The following is a 24,958-nucleotide window of genomic DNA, read 5'->3' as shown; positions in this document are numbered from 1 at the left end:
ATGAAGATAGGGATAACTTGCTATCCTTCCGTCGGTGGTTCGGGAGTTATTGCAACGGAATTAGGAAAGCTTTTAGCTGAAAATGGCCATGAAATCCATTTTATTACGTCAAGCCTTCCGTTCCGGTTAGATAAATTGTATCCGAAAATTTTTTATCATCAAGTGGAAGTAAATCATTATCCAGTTTTTCAATACCCGCCCTATGATTTATCCCTTGCTTCCAAAATGGCAGAGGTCATCGATCAGGAGAAACTTGATATCTTACACGTTCATTATGCGATACCACATGCCATTTGTGCGATCCTTGCGAGAGAAATGGCCGAACATAAGGTAAAGGTCGTAACGACTCTGCACGGGACAGATATAACGGTCCTTGGGATTGAGGCTGCATTTAAAAAAATGATCAAATACGGGATTGAACAATCTGATGCGGTAACGAGCGTATCCCATAGTTTAAGGAAGCAGACGGAAGAAATGATTGAAACGGACTATCCGATATCTGTCATCCATAATTTTGTAAATGAATCCGAATACTATCCATTCCAAGCGCACTATTTGAAGGAACAGTACAATATAAAAGATGAAGAAAAAGTTATTATCCATATATCGAACTTCCGGAAAGTGAAGCGGTTGCCGGATGTCGTTGATACGTTTTATCGGATTCGACAGGAAATTCCTAGTAAGTTGCTGCTTGTTGGCGACGGTCCGGAGTATTCTGCAACAAAAAACTTAGTGAAAGAATTAGAGTTGGAGAACGATATTCTGTTCTTAGGAAAGCAAAATAATGTAAATGAACTGCTGGCAATTAGTGACTTAACACTTTTACTTTCAGAAAAAGAAAGCTTTGGTCTTGTTCTCCTGGAAGCAATGGCATGTGGAGTTCCAGGGATTGGAACGAATATCGGCGGGATTCCAGAAGTAATCACACATGGAGAAACCGGATATCTGGTAGATAGAGGCGACACAAAGCAAGCAGCAGAATATGCTTTAGAAATTCTAACAGACTCGGAATATCAGCAAACACTTCGTGAACACGTTATGCATGTTGTTAAACAGAAATTCCAATCGAACATCATTGTCGATCAATATATTAATTTATATGAAGAACTACTAAAGTAAAGGAAATTTGGTGAAGGCATGTTAAAAGAAATATTCAAGCAAGCAAAGCCCATATTAGAGACCCTTGAAGCTGAAGGTCATAAGGCTTATTTTGTTGGAGGCTGTGTGCGGGATCTTTTACTCGAACGGCCGATTAAAGACATTGACATCACTACCTCTGCCACACCGGATATGGTTCAAGCAATTTTTCCGAGCGTCATCCCCGTGGGAATTGAACACGGTACAGTTATCGTAAGGCACGAGAAAGAATCATATGAAGTAACTACCTTCCGTACAGAAGGGAGCTATTCGGACAGCAGACGTCCAGATCATGTTGAATTTATCCATAACATTGAAAAAGACTTAGAGCGACGTGATTTTACAATCAATGCTCTCGCGATGGATAAAACCGGCCGAATTACTGATTTATTTTCCGGTAAAAGCGATTTGGAACAACAAATCATTCGAACGGTCGGTAATGGCAAGGAGCGTTTCGGGGAAGATGCCTTGCGCATCATCCGTGCCCTCCGCTTTTCTAGTCAGCTCGGCTTCCAAATTGAGGAAGAAACGTTTACAGCGATGGTTGCTTGTAAATCAGCAATACGCGATATTTCCGTTGAAAGAATTACGAATGAAATGGAACGGTTCTTTGCAGGAAAACATGTTTCAATTGGAGTGAATTATTTAGTAAAGACAGCGGTTCATACTGTTTTACCGATTTTTAAAGATGATCCTAGTTTAATCGGGGTAATTCCGCATAATATGAGACCTCTCCTAAGTTTTGCTGAGGTTATTGCTTTCTTTCATTATCAAAAGCCAGAAATTCCGATCCATGAGTGGACAAAGGAATGGAAATGCTCTAATCGAACGAAGCGACTTGCAATACAATTAACCGAGGATATCGAGCGATATAAGCGAAATGGCTTAAATGAGACTGTAATATACCAGCTTAAAGAGGAGCGCTTCAGAGCTTTTACCAGATTAGTTGACCTGCTATTACATGATAAGCTATCTGTTACGGAATTAAGGCGGTTAAAGCAGAAATTGCCGATTCAATCAAGAGACGAGTTAGCAATCAACGGAAATGATCTTTTAACACTTTTCCCTGACAAGAAACCAGGAGTATGGGTGAAGCATTTGCTTGGAGAAGCGGAAAAGGCTGTAATTACTGGCAAGGTAAATAATCAGTATCGTGACGTAAAGGAATGGTTAGAGTGGATTCAACGAGAAATAGATTAATTCAAATTCTGTCGGAAAACGAAGAAACCTATATATCGGGTCAGGATATTTCCGAGCTATTGCATATTTCTCGCAATAGTGTCTGGAAACACATGAAAGCATTGGAAAAGGACGGGTATGTCATTGAAGGTGTTCCAAGAAAGGGATACCGTATCCTGAAACATCCAGATAAAGTCAGTGATAATACGATCAAATGGGGTCTGGAAACAGAGTGGCTTGGTCAGACGATCATTCATAAATCCTCCGCTGCTTCTACCCAGCAATTAATTCATCAAGCGGCTGTAGAAGGGGCAAGGCATGGAACGGTAGCTATTCTCGATGAACAAACAGCAGGGCGGGGAAGAATGAACCGGGAATGGCATTCTGCAGGGAATAAAGGCATGTGGCTAAGCATCTTACTGCGTCCTAAAATTCTTCCGCAAGAGGCTCCTCAGCTAACGTTGCTAACTGCAACTGTATTAGCTGACGTGTTAAAAGACTATGCAAGTGTAGAATCGATGATTAAATGGCCAAATGACCTTTTGATCAATAAAAAGAAAACAGCAGGAATTTTAACAGAGATGCAAGCAGAACAGGACCAAATTCAATACATCGTTATCGGCATCGGTTTAAATATCAACCATACAGCAGGCGATATACCAAAGTCACTAGCAGCCAAAGCGACTTCACTTTATTTGGAAACAGGAAAACAGTGGTCCATTCAAGAACTCATTCAACAATTTTTAAAAGAATTTGAAGCTGCTTTTGACAGATATTTGGCTAATGGCTTTTCTGATGTAAAGAAAAAATGGGAAAGTTATGGTTTTAAAATGGGAGAAAAAATAAAAATTAAAAACCTGAGAGAAGAGAAAAAAGCGATTTTCCACGGGATTGCTGAAGACGGCGCCCTCCTTATTTTACATGATAATGGGGAAGTGGAGAAAATATATTCCGGTGAAATCGAATGGTTTAAATAATAGTGTGTTCAAAAGGAGGATAAAAAGGACCGAGGTCGGCTAAATAAGCAACGTCCTGTTGCAACGCCGACACTAGCACATCCTGTGCGTCGAAATTCGAGGCGGCGAAGCTCCCGGCACCGGAATGTACGTTCGTAGGTGTGTGAGGAGAGAAAAAGCGAGCCAACGAGCTTCCACAGGAAGTGGTGAGTTCTACGTTGTGCACAGGACGTGGACGGTCTTAGTAGAACCTCCCTTTCACGAAGTGTCATTTTTACGACTTTTGAACAACCTCTAATAGTTAAACGTGATAGATGGAGGAAGAAAACTCTTATCAATAAAGGGATAAGAGTTTTCTTTTGGACGAAATGACGTATATAATAGAGAGGACGGAGGTGTGGAATTGAAAAAATTTGTTGTGATTGACTTAGAAACAACTGGGCATTCGCCTGATAATGACGATAAAATCATCGAGATTGGAATGGTAATTATTAATGATGATGAAATTGTCGATAAAAGAGATACTTTCCTAAACCCAAATAAAAAAATACCTCCCTTTATAACCAATCTGACGAATATAACAAATGATGATGTTAAAGATGCACCATATTTTAACGAAAAAGCGGACAAAATAATGGAGTTATTTGAGGATAGTTATCTCATTGCACATAACGTTCCCTTTGACATGGGTTTTTTAAATGCAGAATTAGTGCACAGTGGAAGGACACCCCTAAGGAATCCTGTCATTGACACCGTCGAACTATCCCGTATCCTTTATCCGAAAGCTCCAAGCTATAAATTATCGCAGATTACAGATTACCTTGGTATTTATCACGATGAACCACATCGGGCTTTATCGGATGCTTACGTCACCGCTAAATTATTCTTGAAGTTAAAGGAGAAGTTATTTCAGCTTCCGTATGAGACACTTGCCAATCTGGCAAAATTAGAACCCATGTTTAAGTCAAACCTTGCTAATATGTTGAATGAGGCAATGGAGCGGAATAGTTTTGCCTTTGCTGATGAAGCGAAGTTTGCTACATATAATGGACTCGCATTTAAAATGATCGAGGACACGGTTAAAGAGGAAATGGTGTTAGCAACTTCTTTCGGTGATTATTTAGATCATATTTATGAGGAAGAAGGTACACTCGAGAAACAATTCGAGAAATATGAAAAAAGAAGCGGTCAGCGGGAAATGTCTGAAACGGTGTATGATGCATTCCGGAGTGAGGAACATGCTTTAGTGGAAGCTGAAACTGGTACAGGGAAATCCCTTGCATATTTACTTCCTGCAGTATATGAGGCTGTTAAACAGAATAAACGAATTATCATTAGCACGTATACCACACAGCTGCAGACACAGCTTTTAGAAGAAGAGATTCCTCTCGTGCAGAAAATCGTGGACTTTCCGTTTGAAGCTGCATTGTTAAAGGGGAGGAATCATTATTTAAGCCTGGAACGCTTTGCATATGAATTAAGTCATTTAGAGCGAGATAACTATGATACGACGCTAACGAAAGCAATTTTACTTGTATGGCTTACGGAAACTGTGACTGGCGATATTGATGAAATTCAACTTCCGACAAGCGGTTATACATTTTTCCAGCGCGTTTCAGCAGATGCAGAAAGGAAGCTCGATGTCACGTCACCCTGGTTCCGGTATTCGTTTTACACACGTGCAAGAAGAAGGGCCGGGCGTGCAGATTTAATTATAACGAATCACGCTCTCTTATGTACCGATATGTTTAACGATTATCAATTTCTTCCTGTGTATGATAAGGTGATCATCGATGAAGCTCATCATTTAGAAGATACAGCAGCCTATCATTACGGATTGAAACTGGATAATATTACAATGCATTATACATTAAATCAAATTGGTCGTTCGGAGGACACAAAGTTTTTCAATTATATAGTTGGTAAGTACGAAGAAACGGAAGATAAATTCTCCCTTGAAAAATGGGATGAATTAATAACAAATACAAAAAACGAAATTGATGATCTCTATCAATATTTACATGCTTACGTGACCAAACAACGCAAAAAAGATAAATCATTAAGTGATGTGGGAAGAATCCAGTTCCGATTTAGTAAGGAGACAGTACATGCTTCCAACTGGGAAATAATAACCGAAATGGTGAATCGTCTGATCTTTTATTATCGTGATCTTATCTATTTCTTATCGCTTATTGATAAGAGTCTTGAGGATGAGGAAGACTATGTGAAGAACGATCGACAGGAATTTATTCAAGTAATGGAAAACTTACAAGACCATATTGACCATTTGGAACTGTTGTTTTTAGTAGACCAAGATATCCATCACGTCCAGTGGCTCGAAATGGATACGAGAGGCTATCAACAGGCCGTTTATTTATACAGTGAACCGACTAACGTCTCGACCTTACTAGGTGAAGAGTTATTCGCGAAGAAAGACAGTGTCATCTTAACGAGCGCCACGTTGACAATGAAGAATTCATTCAACTTTATCATAAAGAGGCTCGGTCTTCCGAAAGAGAGACTGATCACGAAACAAATCCGTTCTCCATTCTCTTTTAAAGACCAGGTCCAGCTCTTGATTCCAAATGATTTTCCGGATATTAAGTATGGAAATATGGATGATTATATTTATGCAACAAGTGAAGCTATTCTTTCTTTAGCAGAGGTGACAGAAGGACGCATGCTCGTGCTGTTTACTTCCTATGATATGTTACGGAAATCCTATAAACTCTTGAAAGAAATTATGACGGATGATAAATACATGCTTATCGGGCAAGGAATTACGAGTGGGAGCAGAACAAGACTGAAGAAGAATTTCCAAAGCTTTGAACGCTCGATACTGCTCGGTACAAGCTCATTCTGGGAAGGTGTTGATATTCCTGGTGAGGATTTATCCTGCTTGATGATTGTCCGTCTTCCGTTCCAACCACCAGACCATCCAGTTTATGAGGCGAAATCACAGGAATTGAAGGAAGAGGGAAGAAATGCATTCATGGAATTATCCTTACCAAATGCCGTTATAAAATTCAAACAAGGATTTGGACGCTTAATCCGTTCATCCAGTGATAGGGGAATCGTTTTCATTTGTGATTCGAGAATTGTGAAAGCACGGTACGGACGCTACTTTACAGAATCCATACCAGAAGTACTAATCCTGAACGACTCCACCCAAACCTTGATTGAACAAGCAAGAAAATGGTTTTAAAACAAAGGCGGAAGCTCCCTTCCAGGTTACCCGCTCAAAAAAAGCTACTGTATAAACATACAGTAGCAAACGTGCGGTTTGGTATGAGGGAGAAAATTTTTGCAACGGGTCTTGTCTGGAAATCCAGTCAAGAGCGTTACTACCTATAGTATGAACCACCGGATTCGTTCTATGGCTAGAAATTTTTTTAAACACAGGGAAGAATTAGGGAACTTGTCGGAAGAGGTGTAAAAAATGGCTGAAACAAGACGAAAATGGCTGATTTTTAGCATGATTACCTTTCTCCTTCTATTTATTTCTATGTTTATTTATGGTATCTTTTTATACATGGATTTAAACTCTGAACGTACAGAAGGCCATGAAGCAACAAAGCGGGAATTACTAAAGCAAACAGAAATAACGGAGATTTCGAAAATTGAAAACTTCAATGGTGAAGCAGCGTACCATGTCGTTTACGGGAAGAGTGAAGAAGGCAACGGAAAAATCATTTTTTACCCGCTGGAAGGAAACGAGAAAACACTGACGACAGTCGATTCAACAGAAGTTCTAGCCCCATCTTCCATGATTGATAGGTGGCAGTCTGATTGTAGGACTTGTCAATTAGTAAAAATAACACCAGCCTTGCTGGATGAAGAAATACTATGGGAACTCGTCTATTATGATGAGAATGACCGATATGTATTTGATTATCGCTCGATTTATGATGGGTCCGATTATGAAGAAATACGTTATTTAAGAAAGTTCAATTAGGAGGAAAGTACAAATGGAATTAGCGAACCGAGTTAAAACGATCACTCCCTCATCAACACTGGCTATTACTGCTAAGGCGAACGAATTAAAAAGTAAAGGCCATGATGTCATTGGGTTAGGAGCTGGGGAACCAGATTTTAATACCCCTGAACCAATTATGGAAGCGGCTATTCAAGCCATGCAAGCAGGGTTTACGAAATATACACCGACTGGCGGAATCCCCCAGCTTATTGAGGCGATTCAAAAGAAAATGGAGAGAGATCATCAGCTCACCTATTCAAAAGAAGAAATCATCGTCACGATGGGAGCAAAGCATGCCCTTTATGCATTGTTCCAAGTGCTTTTAAATAAAGGGGATGAAGTGCTTATCCCTGCACCTTATTGGGTAAGTTATCCAGAACAAGTGAAACTTGCTGAAGGTGTTCCTGTCTTTATTCACACAAAGGAAGAATATAATTTTAAAGTACATCCAGAAGATTTGGAAAAAGCAATTACGAATAAAACAAAAGCAATTATCATCAATTCTCCGAGTAATCCAACAGGTATGATGTACTCGGAGGAAGAACTCGAAAAGCTAGGCGAAATTGCGCTTAAACATAATATCCTTATCGTTTCCGATGAAATTTATGAAAAGCTTATATACTCGGAAGAAGAGCATGTATCAATTGCTTCGATAAGTCCTGAATTAAAGAAACAAACGGTCGTCATAAATGGCGTTTCAAAAACATACGCCATGACAGGATGGAGAATTGGCTATGCAACTGGAGAGAAGCAGATTATTAAAGCAATGAACAATGTTTCTTCTCATTCTACATCTAATCCAGTTTCTATTGCCCAGCACGCATCTGTTGCTGCACTTTCCATAGACGAAAGTGAAATCCGGAAGATGAGAGATATATTTGCAGAAAGACTGGATGTCTTTTACACTTTAATAAGTGAAATCCCGGGGATCACGTGTGAAAAACCAAAAGGGGCATTCTATTTATTCCCAAATGTAATAGAAGCCGTCCGAAACAATGGCTTTGACACAGTTGACGAATGGGTAACAGCAATTTTAGAAGATGAAAAAGTCGCCATGGTGCCTGGCACTGGATTTGGTGCACCAGACAACGTGAGACTATCCTATTGTATATCAATGGATGACTTAACAGAAGCGGCAAAACGGATTAAACGCTTTGTCGAAACGCACTAAAGATCGATTGATGGAGGTAACAAGATGAAGATTACGATATCTCAAGCACCTGATTATAATGAAAAAGAAGTAACAATTGGAGCTTGGCTTGCAAATAAACGTTCCAGCGGGAAGATCGCCTTTCTGCAATTACGTGATGGTACTGGCTTCATGCAAGCAGTTGTAGCAAAAAATGATGTAAAGGAAGAGATTTTCCAGACAGCGAAGAACTTAACACAAGAAACATCGATTTATATTACAGGGAAAATTGTCGAGGATAAACGCTCTGCATTTGGATATGAGATGCAAGTAACGGATATTGACGTAATCCATGAAGCAGAAGATTATCCTATTACTCCGAAAGAGCATGGAACCGAATTTCTAATGGACCATCGCCATTTATGGCTACGTTCGAAAAAGCAGCATGCAATCATGAAAGTCCGTAATGAAATCATCCGAGCAACGTATGAATTTTTCAATGATCAAGGTTTCGTTAAAGTTGATCCGCCAATTCTGACAGCTTCTTCAGCTGAAGGATCAACCGAATTATTCCATACGAAATATTTTGATGAGGATGCTTATTTATCCCAGAGTGGACAGCTTTATATGGAAGCCGCTGCGATGGCGTTAGGAAAAGTTTTTTCATTCGGACCGACATTCCGTGCTGAAAAGTCAAAAACCCGGAGACATTTAATTGAATTCTGGATGATCGAACCAGAGATGGCATTTATCGAACATGAAGAAAGCCTCGTTATTCAAGAAAATTACGTCATGTTCCTTATTCAATCCATACTTAATAACTGTACATTAGAGCTGGATGTATTAGAAAGAGACATTTCCAAGCTTGAAAAGATCCAAGCACCTTTCCCGCGAATCACGTATGATGAAGCAATTGATTTGCTGAAAGAAAAAGGATTTGATGATATTGAATGGGGTGAAGATTTCGGCGCGCCACATGAAACAGCAATTGCCGATAACTTCGATAATCCTGTCTTTATTGTGAACTATCCGAAAGACATTAAAGCATTTTATATGCAGCCGCACCCAGAGCGTGATGATGTTGTTTTATGCGCTGATTTAATTGCACCGGAAGGATACGGTGAAGTGATTGGCGGCTCAGAACGTATTCACGATTACGAATTGATGAAACAGCGTTACGAGGAACACGGATTAACCGGCCCTGCCTATGCGTGGTATCTGGAATTGCGGAAATATGGAAGCATTCCACATTCTGGGTTCGGCCTTGGTCTTGAGCGTACTGTAGCATGGCTTACGGGTGTGGAGCATATTCGCGAAACAATTCCATTCCCGCGTCTGTTAAATAGATTATATCCGTAACCTTAAATAAATGTAATGATAAATCCCTTGCAACTAAAGCAAGGGATTTACAATTGTTTAATTTACTAAACTAAACTGCAACTTTCATACAGCGTAAGTGTGCCAAACTCCGAAACTTTCTACTGGAGGTCCGCAGTCCAGACACCTCTTGCACCTGCTGATCGGCCGGTAAGCCTCCTCGCGCTGAGCACTAAGGGGGCTCGCAGGCCTACCTCCGAACAGGAAGTTCTAATGCCGGTGTTGGTCACAGGACGTGACCGTTTTTAGCCGGCCTCCCGCAGGAGTCTCGAGGTGTCTGGACTGCTACCAGGAAAAGCCTAATTTAGAACACTATTTATTATTCTATAAATACAATCTTCTTCACACTGCTGTAATGATGGGATAATTTCTATTTATCATAATCATCTTCACCAGTTCAGTTGCCCGGTGGACGGTGACTCCTGCGGGAACAGCACGAGCCTGGAGACCCCTTAGTGCTCAGCCCGAGGAGCTCTAGCAGTGCCTAAGGATGCGCATCCGTCCACCGGGCAACTGAACGGCGATTAGAAAGCAAACCATGAGAACGTGCAAATCACTTACGCTGTATGAAAGCAATCAGAAGATATGTTAAGTTTTAAAAAGAATGCTTAGTTGTTTAAGTCCGCAAAGTTGAGTGATGAAGAATCGGAATTCGCATGTTTACTTGGCAGGTGGATAAATATAAGTCCTTTCTTACTGCATAAGTGCGAGCTTTGATTGTCACCGAAATCCTTGGTGTCAACAACGAAGCTTTCTAATAAGGAGGTACCTAACATGTTTGAAACGAACCCACTGGAAGAAATATTACACGATCAATTACATATCCCCGGCAGATTGCTGACAAACTACACGAAGCTTGGTTTAAATGAAACTGAGCTTGTGCTTGTTCTACAACTCATTTACTTTTTCAAAGAGAAGAACAATTTCCCAACTCCCGCTGAACTGGCTGATCCATTGACAATAAGTGAGAAACATTGCTCCGACATCTTAATGAAGCTTATTCAAAAGGATTTATTAACGATTGAGCCAAGAGAAAATGAGAAAGGTCAAATTTCAGAAGCCTACTCTGTTCAGCCGTTACTAGAAAAACTTTATCATGAAGAAAAAGAACAAGAGCAAGAAGAAAATACAACGGGTACGATTTTTATTTTGTTTGAACAGGAATTCGGTCGGCCGATTTCTCCATTTGAAATCGAAATGATTAACTCGTGGTTGGATGAAGACGAAATCAGTCCGGCATTAATTAAAGCAGGGCTTCGAGAATCAGTACTTATGGGTAAATTAAACTTTAAATATATTGATCGTATCTTGCGGGAGTGGAAGAAGAAAGGAATCCATTCTGTTGAACAAGCAAGAAATGCAAGCAGGAAGTTTCACAGTCATCAGCAAGTGAACCAGCAGCCTGCTCAAACAGTAAAAAGAGATACATCGATCTACTATAACTGGCTGGAAGGGGAAGACTAGTTAGATGCTGAATTTAAAAGAGATTAGACATGTATTAGATACGATTGCAGAAATGTTCCCTGATGCGGAGGGCGAGTTGGTTCACTCGAACCCTTTCGAATTATTGATTGCCGTTGTATTATCCGCACAATGTACGGATAAATTAGTGAATAAAGTTACGGCAGACTTATTTAAGAAATATAAAACGCCTGAAGATTATATTGCGGTACCACTGGAAGAACTCCAGCAGGATATTCGTTCAATCGGACTTTATCGTACAAAGGCAAAGAACATCCAAAAGCTTTGCCACGTTTTGATCGATAAACATGGAGGGAAGGTTCCTGAAACAAAGGAAGAGCTCATGAAGCTGGCAGGGGTCGGCAGAAAGACAGCGAATGTCGTTGCTTCCATCGCTTTTAATGAGCCAGCGATCGCGGTTGATACTCATGTGGAACGGGTGTCCAAGCGATTAGGGATATGCCGCTGGAAGGATTCTGTACTGGAAGTGGAAGAGACCTTGATGCGGAAGATACCGCGGGAAGAATGGTCAGAGACACATCACCGATTAATCTTTTTTGGAAGGTACCACTGTAAAGCGAGAAATCCAAATTGTCCGGAATGCCCACTTCTTGATCTTTGTCGAGAAGGTAAAAAACGGATGCGAAAGCTTGAAATAAAGAAGAAATAGAGAGCAAAAAATAAAGGAAAGCTTATCTGTCGCTATGCAGATAAGCTTTCCTTTTTTCCTTCTTTGCTTTCTTGTTATTCGTCGGATTGTTCTTCCTCATCGGGAGTTTCATCCTCTTCAGGTGGTGCTTCTTCACCTTCATCCTCATCTTCTTCTGGTTCTGGTGCCTCTTCTACTGGTTCTTCCTCTGGTTCTTCTGGCTCTTCTGCTTGTGGTATGCTGACAGATGTTGATTGACTATCGCCGCGTACGTCACCTTCTTGCCCAATTGGAGTTACACTGATTGAATAGGTTTCTCCAGGGGAGAATGTACCACTTATCTCAATGCCTTGAGACTGTACGGTTTGCGTTTGTCCACCGTTGACAGTCACTTCGAAAGCAGCGGGAGGACCATCATAATTCCATGAAACATCGATTATTCCTTGGTCTTCCACATACGTTGCGCTTAGACTAGAGACTGGAGGTATATTTTCTTCCTCTTCCTCCTCATCTCCACCTGGTACCGTAATCGATGTGGATGCAGGCTCACTTGTTATGGAATTATTTTCGTTGCTAATCGCTACGACTTGAATCGTGTATTTTGCCCCAGCTTCTACTTCCGATATATCTAAGGACATATCCTCTGTTGTCGCTAATTCCTGCATGGAGCCCCCATCAACACTCGCACTCACTGCAAAGGAGACATCACTATCCGTGTTATAATCCCATTCCACGTGGATTGAATGATCATCTTCATTATAGGTTGCATTCAGCCCGCTAACTGCATCAAGCTGATCAAATTTTTCCGATGTTGTTGTCGGTTCAGACCCCCGAACGAATAGCTCGGTAACCTTTTGAGCGGCAGGTGTGTGATCACTTGCGAGCTCTGGTGGATTTGTTCCACGTTCGATCGCTAATTTCACAACAGAATCTGGTTGTTGGAAATCGGCTGTATCAATACCTTCCGACACATGGAGCATCGTTTCCCGGAACATTTGCTGGGCGATCGTCCAATCCACCGAATCTGGAAGTCCTACTCGTTTTCCATCTACAATATTCTCACCAACCCAAGTAGATACAGTGTAGTTGGTCGTATATCCTATAAACCAGCGGTCTCCCGCTGAACCGTCATCGACGTTCGTTGTTCCCGTCTTACCAGCTACCGGTAAACCGCCCATGCTACCAGACGCCCATGTTCCGTCCGTAAAGACAGTTTTCAACATATCCGTGATCATGTAAGCCGTGTAGTCTTCAATAGCTGGTTCTGAATCCGGCCGAAGCTCAACCGTGCTTCCGTCTGGGAATTCAACTGATTCTACAGCATATGGTTCTGTATAAACTCCTCCGTTACCAAACACACTGAAGGCACTTGCCATTTCCAGCGGCGTAACAGTTAAACTACCACCGCCGATAGCATCGGAAGCATAAAGGTTATCTGGCATATCCAGTCCAAGCTGTTCACCAAAACTCTTCGCCCGGTCTGCACCTACTTCTTCAAAAAGTTTCACCGCAGGAACATTCAGGGATTGACTTAATGCTGTCCGAGCGCTAACCCAACCAGAGTAAGTACGGGTGATATTGTTAATCGGTTTTTCCATTCCTGGTCCTTGGTATGGCGCATCGTCATTGATTTGGTGATACGTAGAAATCTTGTCATACTCTATTGCCGGTCCGTAAGACATGATTGGTTTAATTGTGGAACCAGGTTGCAAATTAGGCCTTTTATCTATCGCATAGTTCAATTCTTGACTGCCCGTACTATTACGACGTCCGCCAATTGCTTGTATAGCACCTGTTTTCGTATCGGTAACAACAATCGCACCTTGTACATTATCACTACCATAATTCAGCGGGTTAGCTTCCGTATCTGTTAATAGAAGTTCAACCCGTTCCTGGGCATTTGTATCAAGCGTTGTATTGATTTTTAAACCATCTGTATAAATATTGATGCCTTCTAATTTCTCACTGATTTCATCGGCCACTTTATCGATAAACGCACCGTATTTCGTAGAGCTTTCCTCAGGTTCTGCGAGCATTGCAACAATATCAACTTCACGTGCCTCGTTTGCTTCTTCTTCTGTAACCTTGCCATGGCGTACCATTAGATCAAGCACCGTATTCATCCGATAAGCTGTAAGCTCTGGATCACGGAATGGGTTATATGCAGTAGGCCGTTGTGGTAATCCAGCTAAAATCGCCGCTTGTGCCAAGGTTAGATCATTTAAATCTTCCACACCGAAATAGGATTTCGCTGCTGCTACAACGCCATAAGAATTATTTCCATAGAAAATTTTATTTAAATACATTTCTAAAATTTCTTCTTTAGAATATTTTCTTTCAAGTTGCAGTGCGAGCCACTGTTCCTGCACCTTTAATTTAATTTGCTTTTCATTGGATAGAAAAAAGTTCTCTACTACCTGATGGGTAATAGTACTTGCACCTTGCGACCCGAACCCATCCGTAATGTTAGCGACAATAGCGCCGCCCAGTCTTCGTAAATCAATTCCCTTATGTTCAAAGAAACGAGCATCTTCTGTAGCAACTACAGCGTCAATTAGTACTTGAGGTAAATCTTCATATTTGACCTGTTCCCGATTCTCTAATTCCAACGTGGTAAAGGGTTCCCCGTATTTATCATTTAATGTAGAAGATAGGGGAACATTCAATTTGTCAGGATCGAGATCCGGTGCAGTAGCTATCCAATATATCCCAACTGCTCCACCGACAATTCCCGCTGCCAATCCAATAAAGAGAATCGTAAAGAGAATTGTCTTCCATATGGGTCGTTTTCCCGATGTTTTCTTTTTCGTTGTTTTCTTATTTCTCCTTGCCGCTCGCGACATCTTATCTGTCATAAGTAAAACCTCCATCATTTGAACTATTATTTTGTGAAATAAAGCTTGTCAATCACAGACAAATAGTCCACTCTTGCTTGAAATTTTAAGGGAATGAGATAACCTTCATCTCGGATTGTTTCATATGCAATTGATTTTTTCCCTTTCTTAAATTGGTCGAACCAAAGGGGAAGAAGTTTCGCTGTTTCAAATAAATATGTTTCATCATGGCTTGAAAAGCGGATAATGATAAAACTGATCCCCCCATGACTTGCAACCTGCTCCATATGAGCAATCTGATGTTCATGAATGTTAGCTAATGGAAACCGCGTTTTATTTTTCGTCTCTTTTGCTTCAAAGTCAATGTATTTACCGCGATATAATCCATTATAATCCGTTGTTGATGCTTGTTTATAATAAGCTTCTGTAATAACAGCTGCACTGCGCTGCGGGTAATGCACCCGTACGACTTGAACCGGGGTTGGTTTTTTATGGATAACAGCTAGATTATGTGCAAGATAATATTCGTTTGTTGTATTGATATCTTCCTCCAGCGTCATTCCCCGATTACTGTATTTTTGATTCTTCATTTCTCTATTTACCCGTTGTAATGGACGCCTTTTCTGTCCATTTGGATAGTTCATTATTTCTCCTCCTATTGACTGAACCGATCATCCTCCCTTACTCCATTAAATCTCAGGAAGTAATCGTACATATACATTATATAACAAAAATGAAAAAGAGACATAATTAGGGAACATTTTTTCGGTAAATAGATAAAGAAATCATACCATGAAAATACGAGTCTGGAAACGAACCTGAAGTGAACATTTTACCATTTTGCATGAGAAAAACAACTAGTTTTGACCGTTTACTTCTAGTTTTGTCGACAGAGCAGGAGACTAAACATCAAAGAACGAATTGCTAATAGAAAAGGGAGGAGATGCGGATGTCAATCGCATTGGAACAATTATATGTAGATGGAGTAAGGAAGCAAGATGCTGAACAATTCTTAATGGATATCGCTGAGCAACTCGAACAATTAGATGCTATAATAAAGAATAGAACCAACCATGAGATTTCAAAGCTGTTCCAGGAGCAACAACAAGAAATGGAAATGGTTGAAACTACAATCGAAAATTTATTACAATATAGATAAAGTAAGGAAGAAACTTTAAATATTTACACATAAGGTGGTCAGTCATGGTAACCGTTAAAGCACAAACTGCAAAATTGAGAGCGCATCTCAATCGTTTAAAAGAAAGATTTGAAAATACTGCTCCACCTAAAAACCGCCGGGATAGAGATTTTTTTAATATGGTAAAAGAAGAAACAGATCCAGTATATGAACTACTTGAACAATGGGAAGAAGCAACACTAGGAATCGTGAAGCAACGGAAAGTAAATGTTCACCCGCAGCAGGTCGCGTCAACTAGAGAGAATATGGAGCTTTTGCTTATGCATAGCTACTTTATAGATGCCCGGCCGAAGCGATATATGGAATTGTATAAATCTATCACCTATATCTTTGATCAATTACTTGAGGAATTAGAGGATACTAACAAATAAGTGGGGGAGAATCATGAATCAGCAATCATTAGTCCAACAAGCAATCAATATTAGGGAAACTGCGTATGTTCCATATTCGAAATTCGCAGTAGGAGCTGCATTGCGGACGAAATCAGGCAAAGTCTATACAGGCTGTAATATTGAAAATGCAGCTTATCCTGTCAGCTTATGTGCAGAGCGGGTAGCAATATTTAAAGCGATCTCAGAAGGGGAAACGGAATTTGAGGAAATGGCTGTTGCCGCAGATACGAATCGTCCCGTACCACCATGCGGCTCTTGCAGACAAGTGATGAGCGAGTTCTTCTCGCAAGATATGGAAATTCATCTTACCAATCTCAATCAAGATATAAAGACATTTACGATGGAAAAGCTGCTGCCATTTTCCTTTACTCCGACTGATTTGGATGCGGAATAAGATGGACCAGGTAATTCACCTTGTTATTACGTTGAAAAACACAAAACACACCAAGCTTAGTTTATGATGGTGTGTTTTTTAGTTGTTCATGTAATCATCATCCAGGGTGTCCTAGTAAGTGCCGCTGCAATTTGGGTTAAAGTGTATAAGCGAACTAACGAAAAGTGAGACAGCTCTACAAGAGTTGTCTTTTTTCTTGCATAAAATAGGATGGGAGGAATTTATATGACTCATTTACTGATCGCAGGACACGGAAGAAAAAGAAACGGCGACTTTGACCTTGGTGCAACTGGATTCATTACAAAAGGAGAACACAGGTATGTATCAGAAGATTTATTCCCAGCGATGAAAAGATTTCTGCCAAAAAATCATAAGGTTGTCTTTTTTGACAAATATAACGTATACGATTATGGAAATATCGCAGCTCTTGCTAAGAAGTACAATGCAACTGAAGTAACAGAAATCCACTTCGATGCAGCTACAGCCAACGCATCTGGCGGACATGTTATCATCCACAGTGATTATAGCCCCGACAAAATGGATCTAGCTTTGCGGGATGCAATCGATCGAATCGTCGGTGTACGGTATGCTCACCGAAATCATCACGGCATTAGTGGACGCAGTGAACTAGCAAACGTTAACCGTGCCAAAAATGCTGGCATCACTTATCGTTTGGTTGAATTAGGTTTCGGTACAAACTCCCACGATGCTAAGATAATGATCGAAGGGGTGGAGAAGTACGCCAAAGAACTTGTTAAGGCTATCACCGAGACAACTAATGGCAAACTCCCTCGTAAGCCAAGAACTCCAAGCAAACCGGAAGAGAAGACAATTTCTCAAATGGCTGATGAAGTTATTGCTGGCAAACACGGGAACGGCCATGCAGCTAGGAGAGAGTCACTGGATATCAGTCAATCGGAGTATGAGAAAGTTCGCATGGAGGTTAACCGTAGATTAGGAGGAACTTCTACACCTAAATCTAGCGGTCCTAGCAAATCGGTAGCGCAAATGGCTCAAGAAGTGATTCGCGGGAAGCACGGCAATGGCCATGATGCGAGAAGAAAATCGTTAGGCATTAGCCAAGCTGTATATAACCAAGTTAGAGAAGAAGTAAACAAACGTTTGGCTGGTGTGCTGTCACCTTCTGAAAAATCGATTAGTCAGATGGCTCGTGAGGTTATTGCGGGTAAACACGGGAATGGCCACGCGGAGAGGCGGGAATCCCTAGGAATTAGTCAAGCTGAGTATGAAAAAGTCCGTGGCGAGGTTAATAGACGGTTGTAGATATGTTATTTATTATACCTGAGTCGATGCCTTTGAAAATTGTGTTTCCTACTATTAGCTTTGTCCACTCTTCTTCTTTCAAAGTGCATATGCTAAACAAGAAAGGAGAGATCAGTTATGTGTTATTCTGACCCATGTAGAAAGAAACATGAGGATCATTGCGATTCATGTAAAAAGCAGCGTGAAAACTGTTGTTGTTACAAACGTGACAAAAAACGTAGAAGAGAATACTGTCATTGTTGTAACCGCTATTACTAAAATTAAAAAACCTCTCAGCTGTAAAATAGTTGAGAGGCTATTTTTTATCAATTAATTCTGCACAACAATTTTTCGAAATAAACTTGTCACATCATGTATTACATTCTTCTTTACATGATACATCTTTAAAACCGTTATAGGCACCCTCTTGTCTTTATTCTTCAAAAGCACTCTGCTACCTCATAAAGTACTCTAAATGTTGACCCAACTTGACTACATACCTATTTAATAATAACCTTTGATAAACAGATATGTTATGATATATAATGTAGTGAATCTATAACCAAACAATATCATATAATCGAAACTGGAAAATCGTAAATAAGAGGTGATAGAGATGAGTTCGGATCAGATCCAATTAAATGCAAAAGATATTTATGAAAAAGATTTTAAGGTAGAATTTCGTGGATACAGCCAAAAGGAAGTAGATGAATTTTTAGATGTTATTATTCAAGATTATGATGCATTTCAACAAGAAATCCAACGATTAAGACAAGAAAATGACAGGATAAAGAAATCATCTATGGAGCAGCAACATACGAGAACGCGAGCTCCCCAACAGAATACACAGGTGAACTATGATGTGTTAAAGCGCTTGTCCAATCTTGAAAAAGCGGTATTCGGCAAGAAGGTTTCCAACTCTGCAGAATAGCTGGCAGTATGGCCGTATATTGTCTTTCTGCTGATTTTATGCTAAAATTAGAAAAGCAGGTAGTTGAATACTCAGGTAATCGCTGCGATTTCGCAGAGGAAAGTCCATGCTCACACAGGCTGAGATGCTTGTAGTGTTCGTGCTTGACGAAACGATAAGTCAAGGTAGCCAATATAAATTGGTTAACGGCAGGAGGAATTCCTAAGTCCTTTGATATGGAAGACACTCCTTGAAAGTGCCACAGAGACGAAGCTGGATTGGAAACAATTCAGGTGGAACGAGGTAAACCCCGCGAGTGAGCAACCCAAACTTTGGTAGGGGCACTCTCGATTAGGGAATTGAACCGAAAGAGGGACAGACATTTGTCTGTAGATAGATGATTACACCCAATGTACGAGGGATTTAGACCACCGTTTGCAGTACAGCGGGACAGAACATGGCTTATCGAGTATTCAACGGTCTTCCGTAATGAATGATGGAACCTATTTCAGCTACATTTTGTAGTTGAAATAGGTTTTTTATTTTAAGAGCTATTATTAGAATTGAATTTTGTATAAATAAGGTAATTGCTGAAATAGCCACGTCCAGCTCCAGCGCCCAGCGACTATCAAACTTCACACTCCTCCAATCGATAAAGAAGACTTGCCGAGCGGTCTTTGTGGGGCTTAGTCGCCCTTATACCCTTGTGGTCAAAGTCAACATCAACTCAAAGAGAAAAGTGGAAGTTCGATTAAGTTCACTCACGTATGGGGCAACATCGAACTACCTTCCATCCTGGGAGGCACAGTTTGTACGTCGCTAAACGGGCACTTGCGCTTTTGTTCTTTTTACTTGATATGGTACACTAAAAATAATCTGTAAATGAAGGGAATTATCATGTATGCAAAAGGTGAAATTACTTGCAACAGCAGCGATGGGACTTGAATCAATTGTCGCGATGGAGGTAAGACAACTCGGTTATGAAGCTGAAGTAGAAAATGGAAAAGTAATCTTTGAAGCACCCATTTCTGCAATTCCACGCTGTAATTTATGGTTGCGTACAGCAGACCGCGTGAAAATTATCGTAGGTGAATTTGAAGCAAAAACATTTGATGAATTATTCGAAGGAACGAAAGCGTTAAATTGGGAAGATTATATTGCAGAAGATGGACAATTTCCTGTAAGTGGAAAATCAGTGAAATCTACACTATATAGCGTCCCGGATTGTCAGGCAATCGTGAAAAAAGCAATTGCAGAGCGATTGAAATTGAAATATGGAATGGTTTCTAAAATGCCGGAGACCGGTGCATTATTTAAAATAGAGATTTCCTTGTTGAAAGACGTTGCGGTCTTAACTCTGGACACTTCCGGAGCAGGACTTCATAAACGTGGTTACCGTGTCGGTCAAGGAGAGGCTCCTTTGAAAGAAACACTCGCTGCTGCTCTCGTTTTATTAACGAATTGGAGACCGGATGAGCCGTTTATTGATCCTTTCTGTGGTTCAGGAACCATTCCAATTGAAGCGGCGCTGATCGGTCAGAATATCGCGCCAGGCTTTAACCGGGAGTTTGTCTCAGAAGAGTGGTCATGGATTAGAAGTAAGTTCTGGGACGTGGCTTTAACGGAAGCAGAAGACCTTGCTAACTACGATCAGCCTTTAGATGTAATGGGTTCTGATATTAGTCATAAAATGATTGAAGCAGCAACTGAAAATGCCTTGGAAGCAGGTTTAAGCGATCTTATTACATGGAAACAAATGCAAGTAAGTGATCTTACGATTCATAAACAAAATGGATATGTGGTAAGTAACCCACCATATGGTGAACGGTTGAATGAACGGGATGAAGTCATTCAGATGTATAAAGATCTCGGTCAGGTAATGAAGGATCATCCATCTTGGAGTGTCTATATCATCACAGCATTTGAGACATTTGAAAAACAATATGGTCAGCAGGCAACGAAGAAGAGAAAGTTATTTAATGGTTTTATTCAAACGAACTATTATCAATATTTTGGTAAAAAAATAAAGGGGGAATAAATCATGCCGAAAAGCAATTCAGAAAAAGATTTTCTGGAATTTTTACAAGAAATTGATGCCTATCATGAATTAATTTCACTTGCACATTGGGATTTGCGGACGAAAATACCGAAAAAAGGTGTGGAAACCCGTTCAGAAGCAATCGGAGTTCTCTCTGCTAAAGTTCACGAAATGCAGACATCTGATAAAATGAAACATTTCATTGACGAACTAAAGCATAAGACAAATGATGAAGTCATTCAAAAAGCAGTTGAAGAATGCGAGCTGGATTATGAGCGAAACCGAAAGATTCCCGGGGCCGAGTACAAAGAATATGTCACGTTACAAGGACAAGCTGAGGCTGCATGGCAAGAGGCTAGGGAGAAAGAAAATTTTCAATTATTCCAGCCGTATCTGGAAAGATTAGTGGAATTCAATAAAAAATTCGCTAATTATTGGGGATACGAAGACCATATTTATGATGCTTTATTGGACCAGTATGAACCGGGAATGACGGTAAAAACACTTGATAAAGTATTCCCTGCACTGCGTGATTCATTGACTGAATTACGGCAAAAAGTGAATAGTAGCAAGGCGCATGTTGATTCATCGCTTGTACTTGGCTATTTTTCGAAAGAGCAACAGCGCAACTTCTCGATTGAAGTATTAAAGCAGATGAACTATGATTTTGAAGCGGGGAGACTCGATGACACGATTCATCCTTTTGAGATTACGTTAAATCTGCAAGACGTTCGAATTACGACGCGATATGATGAAAATGATTTCCGCATGGCAGTGTTTGGAATTATTCATGAAGGTGGCCACGCTTTATATGAGCAAAACATCAATCAGAAGCTTGCTCGCACACCACTTGCAACTGGAACATCCATGGGAATTCATGAGTCCCAATCTTTATTCTGGGAGAACTTGATCGGCAGAAGCAATGGATTTTGGCAGGCGAACTATGAGAAATTTAAATCCTTTGCACCAGACTTTTTCAATGATCTGGACATTGACCAATTCTACCAAGCAGTCAACGAAGTAAAACCAACATTAATCCGCATTGAAGCAGATGAGCTTACGTATGCACTCCATATTATGGTCCGTTATGAACTGGAAAAGGCATTGATTAATGGGGAAATCGAAGTGAAGGATCTTCCGGATCTTTGGAATGAGAAAATGGTTGATTATCTTGGAATTGAGCCCGCCAATGACGCGGAAGGGGTCTTACAAGATATCCATTGGTCAAGCGGAGACTTCGGCTATTTCCCATCTTATGCATTAGGTTATATGTATGCCGCTCAATTTTACAATACGTTGAACCAGCAGCTGGATGTCGATTCGATTGTGCAGTCTGGCGATCTATCACCAATTACGAATTGGCTGAAAGAAAATATTCACCAATACGGTAAAATGAAAAAACCATTGGAACTGCTTCAGGACATCACGAACGAATCACTAAATCCGGCGCACTTAGTTAACTACCTGACAGAAAAATACAGCCGGATTTATAATTTCTAAATCTATTTAAGGTGTATTTTAAATGAAGAGTAAAAAAGGACAAGGATTCGTTTGCGAATCTTTGTCCTTTTTTCTGATTAGCTATTTCCAATCGGCCAGTCGAACGGCGCTGATCCTGGAGGCGCGTTTTGAATAACGTCCATCACTGGAACCGTGTATGCGAAAAGAATCAATACAATCGTAATTGAAATCCATAGCTTCCAGTTTTCTGTCCATTTTGGAGTGAACTCTGCATGATCTTCTTCCTGAGCAATCGGGAATTCTTCTTCTCCTTTAGGCGAGAAGAAAACCATTTTAATGAAAATGTACACCATTAATATAATTGCAATGAAGAGAATTGTACCACCGACTGCTTGAGCCATTTGATAAGCTCCCCATTCTGCAGCCTGTGCAGTTCCACCATAATCGGAGTAATCGGAACGTCGTGGCCCGCCAATTAAACCTTGAATATGCATAGATGTCGACATAATCAGCATACCGACTGTCCAAAGAATCGTTTGAATGATACCAAGCCGGTTAACCGATTTTGTTAACTTCCGTCCAGTCAGGTGAGGGATGAGCCAATAAGCAATCCCGAAAAATGTTAATATTACCGTCGTTGCTGCAGTTAAATGGAAATGTCCTGTAACCCATATCGTATTATGGACAAGCGTGTTTATTTGGTAAGAAGCATTAACAATTCCGCCAGCCCCACCGGGTATAAATGCTAACATGCCGATAAATGGTGCCAGGAATCTTACGTCTTTCCATGGTAAGTGTTTAAGCCAGCCAAACAATCCGCCATAACCTTTTTTCCGGCCAGTAATTTCGAACGTTGCAAACAGCGAGAAAGCCGTCATCAAACTCGGAATAACAACCATGAAGGTTAAAATAACTTGAATGAACTTCCATGTTGAGTCGAGTCCAGGTTCTGTTAGCTGGTGATGCAGACCAACTGGAATAGAAAAGAACAGGAATAGAATGAATGAGAATCTTGCCAATGTATCACTGAAGATTTTTCCGCCGATAATTTTAGGAATAATTGCATACCAGGCCATATATGCCGGTAATAGCCAGAAATAGACGAGCGGATGACCGAAGTACCAGAACAAAGTACGGCTCAGCAATACGTTTATTGTGTTTTTGTAGCCCAATGACCAGGGAATAAATTGGGCAAGCATTGCACTAGCAACACCAATCGTTGCAATACACCACATAAGCATGTTGATGACAACCATAAAGGCAAGCAGTGGTGATTTTTCATCTGGATGATTTTTCTTCCATACATAGAACTGACGGAAATTGACAAACGCATTAATCCAGCTTCCTACAACTACAAGGGTGATCCCGATGTAAAACACTGGATGTGCTTGCAGTGGTGCATAGAACGTATATAATACGTTTGCTTTACCCAATAAGACGGTAATTGCGGCACTTATCATTCCAATCGTCATGACCGCGAAGCCAATCCATGCCCAATTCAATTGTTTTTTTGAATATCCTACTGTTTTACCCATTAATGCATTTTGAAAACCAATGATGAAAAAGCTAGTAAGTACAAGACCTAGAATAACCCCATGAACAGTTAATATGGTGTAATAATTAATTCCCCAAGGTAATTCAAAGCTGCCGGAGCGGACAAGCACTTGTAACAGTCCCATTAATCCACCGATAAATAAAGAAATAAAAGCGACATACATATAGGACATGACGAGTCTGCGTTCATTTTTCGGTAAGCTAAGTTCCTTTGTTCCTCTGTTCGTAAATACATTCGTTATTTTAGCTGGTGCTGTTGCTGTTTCCATTACTCAACCACCTCCAATGTACCGTACATCAAGTGATGCCCAACACCACAGTATTCATTACATACAAGGGTATACTCACCAGGATTATCAAGCTGTACCTCAAGAGCACTTACATAACCAGGCTCAACCATCATATTAATATTTGTACCGGCGAAATTCAGACCATGCACGACATCAGGACTTGTAGCCTGTACGAGCACTTTTGAACCGGCAGGTAGTTCAATATGGTTGACAGGTGTGCCTGATTCATCTGTACCAAGATTATAGTTGAAAGCAGAAGCAACAACATTCAGTACGTATCTGCCCTCATCGACCTCTGTCAAACCAAGATTTTCTTCTCGGAAAGCTTCATTCATCTCCAAGTTCTCCGGATCGATCAACTCTCCATGGCTTTGCGGGTGTGTCCCAAGATAGAAGGCTCCAAAGCCTAGAATTAATAAGAACGCGATAAGACCAATTGTTCCGAGCCCAAGCCAATATTTTTCATACTTGTGTAAATGCATTTGTATCACTCCCATTTTTCTTTACCTGGATAGGAATAGCATAAATACCCCAAACCAAGTTACTAAGATAAAAATCCCCACAACTGAAACGGAGATTAGAGTTCCCTTTAGATTTGGTTCGTTTTCTGGACTGGATTCTAACTGTTTTTTCTTTTCAGTAGTCATTCCTTCATCCCTCCTAGAAGTTCTCTGTACTGCTATTTTCATCATACACAAATTGAAAATAGAATTTATCGCACTCAGACACTTTTCACAATTTGTTCAATACTTCGCATACT

Annotated in this window: 21 protein-coding genes and 1 other RNA gene; 17 read left to right on the top strand and 5 right to left on the bottom strand. The window is 40.5% G+C overall.

All coding sequences use genetic code 11. The annotated features are described in order from the left end of the window. The 9 genes from bshA to nth all read left to right on the top strand — a co-directional run bounded on the left by bshA (window position 1) and on the right by nth (window position 11,885). Window positions 1–1,119 carry an N-acetyl-alpha-D-glucosaminyl L-malate synthase BshA gene (gene bshA, locus L3V42_RS04745; RefSeq protein WP_235760767.1) on the top strand — a complete coding sequence of 373 codons (1,119 nt, stop codon included), beginning with the start codon at window positions 1–3 and terminating at the stop codon, window positions 1,117–1,119. An 18-nt stretch (window positions 1,120–1,137) separates the two neighbouring features. Continuing rightward, the gene (locus L3V42_RS04740; protein WP_238471465.1) at window positions 1,138–2,337 is read left to right on the top strand and encodes a CCA tRNA nucleotidyltransferase; all 1,200 of its coding nucleotides are present in this window, start codon (window positions 1,138–1,140) and stop codon (window positions 2,335–2,337) included. Beyond that, window positions 2,304–3,293 (top strand): biotin--[acetyl-CoA-carboxylase] ligase, encoded by a 990-nt coding sequence (locus L3V42_RS04735; protein ID WP_255783408.1) that lies wholly within the window; start codon window positions 2,304–2,306, stop codon window positions 3,291–3,293. Before L3V42_RS04740 ends, L3V42_RS04735 begins: the two co-directional genes overlap by 34 nt. A 376-nt stretch (window positions 3,294–3,669) precedes the next feature. After that, window positions 3,670–6,477, top strand: coding sequence for an ATP-dependent DNA helicase DinG (dinG, locus tag L3V42_RS04730; protein ID WP_238471463.1), 2,808 nt, complete (start codon window positions 3,670–3,672; stop codon window positions 6,475–6,477). Between the two features lie 234 nt (window positions 6,478–6,711). After that, window positions 6,712–7,227, top strand: coding sequence for a cell wall elongation regulator TseB-like domain-containing protein (locus L3V42_RS04725; protein WP_235760763.1), 516 nt, complete (start codon window positions 6,712–6,714; stop codon window positions 7,225–7,227). Window positions 7,228–7,240: 13 nt separating this feature from the next. Continuing rightward, window positions 7,241–8,419 carry a pyridoxal phosphate-dependent aminotransferase gene (locus L3V42_RS04720; protein ID WP_238471462.1) on the top strand — a complete coding sequence of 393 codons (1,179 nt, stop codon included), beginning with the start codon at window positions 7,241–7,243 and terminating at the stop codon, window positions 8,417–8,419. Window positions 8,420–8,443: 24 nt separating this feature from the next. Continuing rightward, complete coding sequence (asnS, locus tag L3V42_RS04715) at window positions 8,444–9,736, top strand: asparagine--tRNA ligase (RefSeq protein WP_235760761.1); 1,293 nt, start codon at window positions 8,444–8,446, stop codon at window positions 9,734–9,736. Between the two features lie 792 nt (window positions 9,737–10,528). Then, window positions 10,529–11,218, top strand: coding sequence for a DnaD domain-containing protein (locus tag L3V42_RS04710; RefSeq protein ID WP_235760760.1), 690 nt, complete (start codon window positions 10,529–10,531; stop codon window positions 11,216–11,218). A 4-nt stretch (window positions 11,219–11,222) separates the two neighbouring features. Beyond that, window positions 11,223–11,885, top strand: a complete 663-nt coding sequence (nth, locus tag L3V42_RS04705) for an endonuclease III (RefSeq protein WP_235760759.1) — start codon at window positions 11,223–11,225, stop codon at window positions 11,883–11,885. A 74-nt stretch (window positions 11,886–11,959) separates the two neighbouring features. On the opposite strand, the gene L3V42_RS04700 is transcribed toward nth, so the two are convergent. Then, window positions 11,960–14,719 carry a PBP1A family penicillin-binding protein gene (locus L3V42_RS04700; protein WP_238471461.1) on the bottom strand — a complete coding sequence of 920 codons (2,760 nt, stop codon included), beginning with the start codon at window positions 14,717–14,719 and terminating at the stop codon, window positions 11,960–11,962. A 26-nt stretch (window positions 14,720–14,745) separates the two neighbouring features. Next, window positions 14,746–15,342 (bottom strand): Holliday junction resolvase RecU, encoded by a 597-nt coding sequence (gene recU / locus L3V42_RS04695; RefSeq protein ID WP_235760757.1) that lies wholly within the window; start codon window positions 15,340–15,342, stop codon window positions 14,746–14,748. 305 nt (window positions 15,343–15,647) lie between these two features. On the opposite strand from recU, the gene L3V42_RS04690 reads away from it, so the two are divergent. The 8 genes from L3V42_RS04690 to L3V42_RS04655 all read left to right on the top strand — a co-directional run bounded on the left by L3V42_RS04690 (window position 15,648) and on the right by L3V42_RS04655 (window position 22,393). Beyond that, window positions 15,648–15,857: a hypothetical protein gene (locus L3V42_RS04690; RefSeq protein WP_235760756.1), complete on the top strand. Its 210-nt coding sequence runs from the start codon at window positions 15,648–15,650 to the stop codon at window positions 15,855–15,857. Between the two features lie 44 nt (window positions 15,858–15,901). Continuing rightward, on the top strand, window positions 15,902–16,267 hold the full coding sequence (locus L3V42_RS04685) for a YppE family protein (protein ID WP_235760755.1): 366 nt from the start codon (window positions 15,902–15,904) through the stop codon (window positions 16,265–16,267). A 13-nt stretch (window positions 16,268–16,280) separates the two neighbouring features. Next, entirely contained in the window at window positions 16,281–16,682 is a 402-nt protein-coding gene (locus L3V42_RS04680) for a cytidine deaminase (RefSeq protein ID WP_235760754.1), read from the top strand. Window positions 16,683–16,907: 225 nt separating this feature from the next. Next, window positions 16,908–17,966, top strand: a complete 1,059-nt coding sequence (locus L3V42_RS04675) for an N-acetylmuramoyl-L-alanine amidase (protein ID WP_238471460.1) — start codon at window positions 16,908–16,910, stop codon at window positions 17,964–17,966. Window positions 17,967–18,561: 595 nt separating this feature from the next. After that, complete coding sequence (gene gpsB / locus L3V42_RS04670) at window positions 18,562–18,876, top strand: cell division regulator GpsB (protein WP_235760703.1); 315 nt, start codon at window positions 18,562–18,564, stop codon at window positions 18,874–18,876. Window positions 18,877–18,943: 67 nt separating this feature from the next. Next, window positions 18,944–19,325, top strand: an RNA gene (rnpB, locus tag L3V42_RS04665) — RNase P RNA component class B. A 431-nt stretch (window positions 19,326–19,756) separates the two neighbouring features. Beyond that, the gene (locus tag L3V42_RS04660) at window positions 19,757–20,893 is read left to right on the top strand and encodes a THUMP domain-containing class I SAM-dependent RNA methyltransferase (RefSeq protein WP_235760702.1); all 1,137 of its coding nucleotides are present in this window, start codon (window positions 19,757–19,759) and stop codon (window positions 20,891–20,893) included. A gap of 3 nt (window positions 20,894–20,896) precedes the next feature. Next, on the top strand, window positions 20,897–22,393 hold the full coding sequence (locus L3V42_RS04655; protein WP_238471459.1) for a carboxypeptidase M32: 1,497 nt from the start codon (window positions 20,897–20,899) through the stop codon (window positions 22,391–22,393). A gap of 77 nt (window positions 22,394–22,470) precedes the next feature. On the opposite strand, the gene L3V42_RS04650 is transcribed toward L3V42_RS04655, so the two are convergent. From L3V42_RS04650 to L3V42_RS04640, 3 genes are all read right to left on the bottom strand, one after another. Next, window positions 22,471–24,081, bottom strand: coding sequence for a b(o/a)3-type cytochrome-c oxidase subunit 1 (locus L3V42_RS04650; protein ID WP_235761078.1), 1,611 nt, complete (start codon window positions 24,079–24,081; stop codon window positions 22,471–22,473). Between the two features lie 95 nt (window positions 24,082–24,176). After that, entirely contained in the window at window positions 24,177–24,680 is a 504-nt protein-coding gene (locus L3V42_RS04645) for a cupredoxin domain-containing protein (RefSeq protein ID WP_235760700.1), read from the bottom strand. A 21-nt stretch (window positions 24,681–24,701) separates the two neighbouring features. Further along, window positions 24,702–24,845: a cytochrome c oxidase subunit 2A gene (locus L3V42_RS04640; protein ID WP_235760699.1), complete on the bottom strand. Its 144-nt coding sequence runs from the start codon at window positions 24,843–24,845 to the stop codon at window positions 24,702–24,704. Window positions 24,846–24,958: the final 113 nt, after the last annotated feature.

Source organism: Oceanobacillus alkalisoli, assembly GCF_022213125.1.
Taxonomy (GTDB): Bacteria; Bacillota; Bacilli; order Bacillales; family Amphibacillaceae; genus Oceanobacillus; species Oceanobacillus alkalisoli.
The sequence above is the reverse complement of the archived record's forward strand: the minus strand, read 5'-3'. Positions and strand labels throughout refer to the sequence as shown.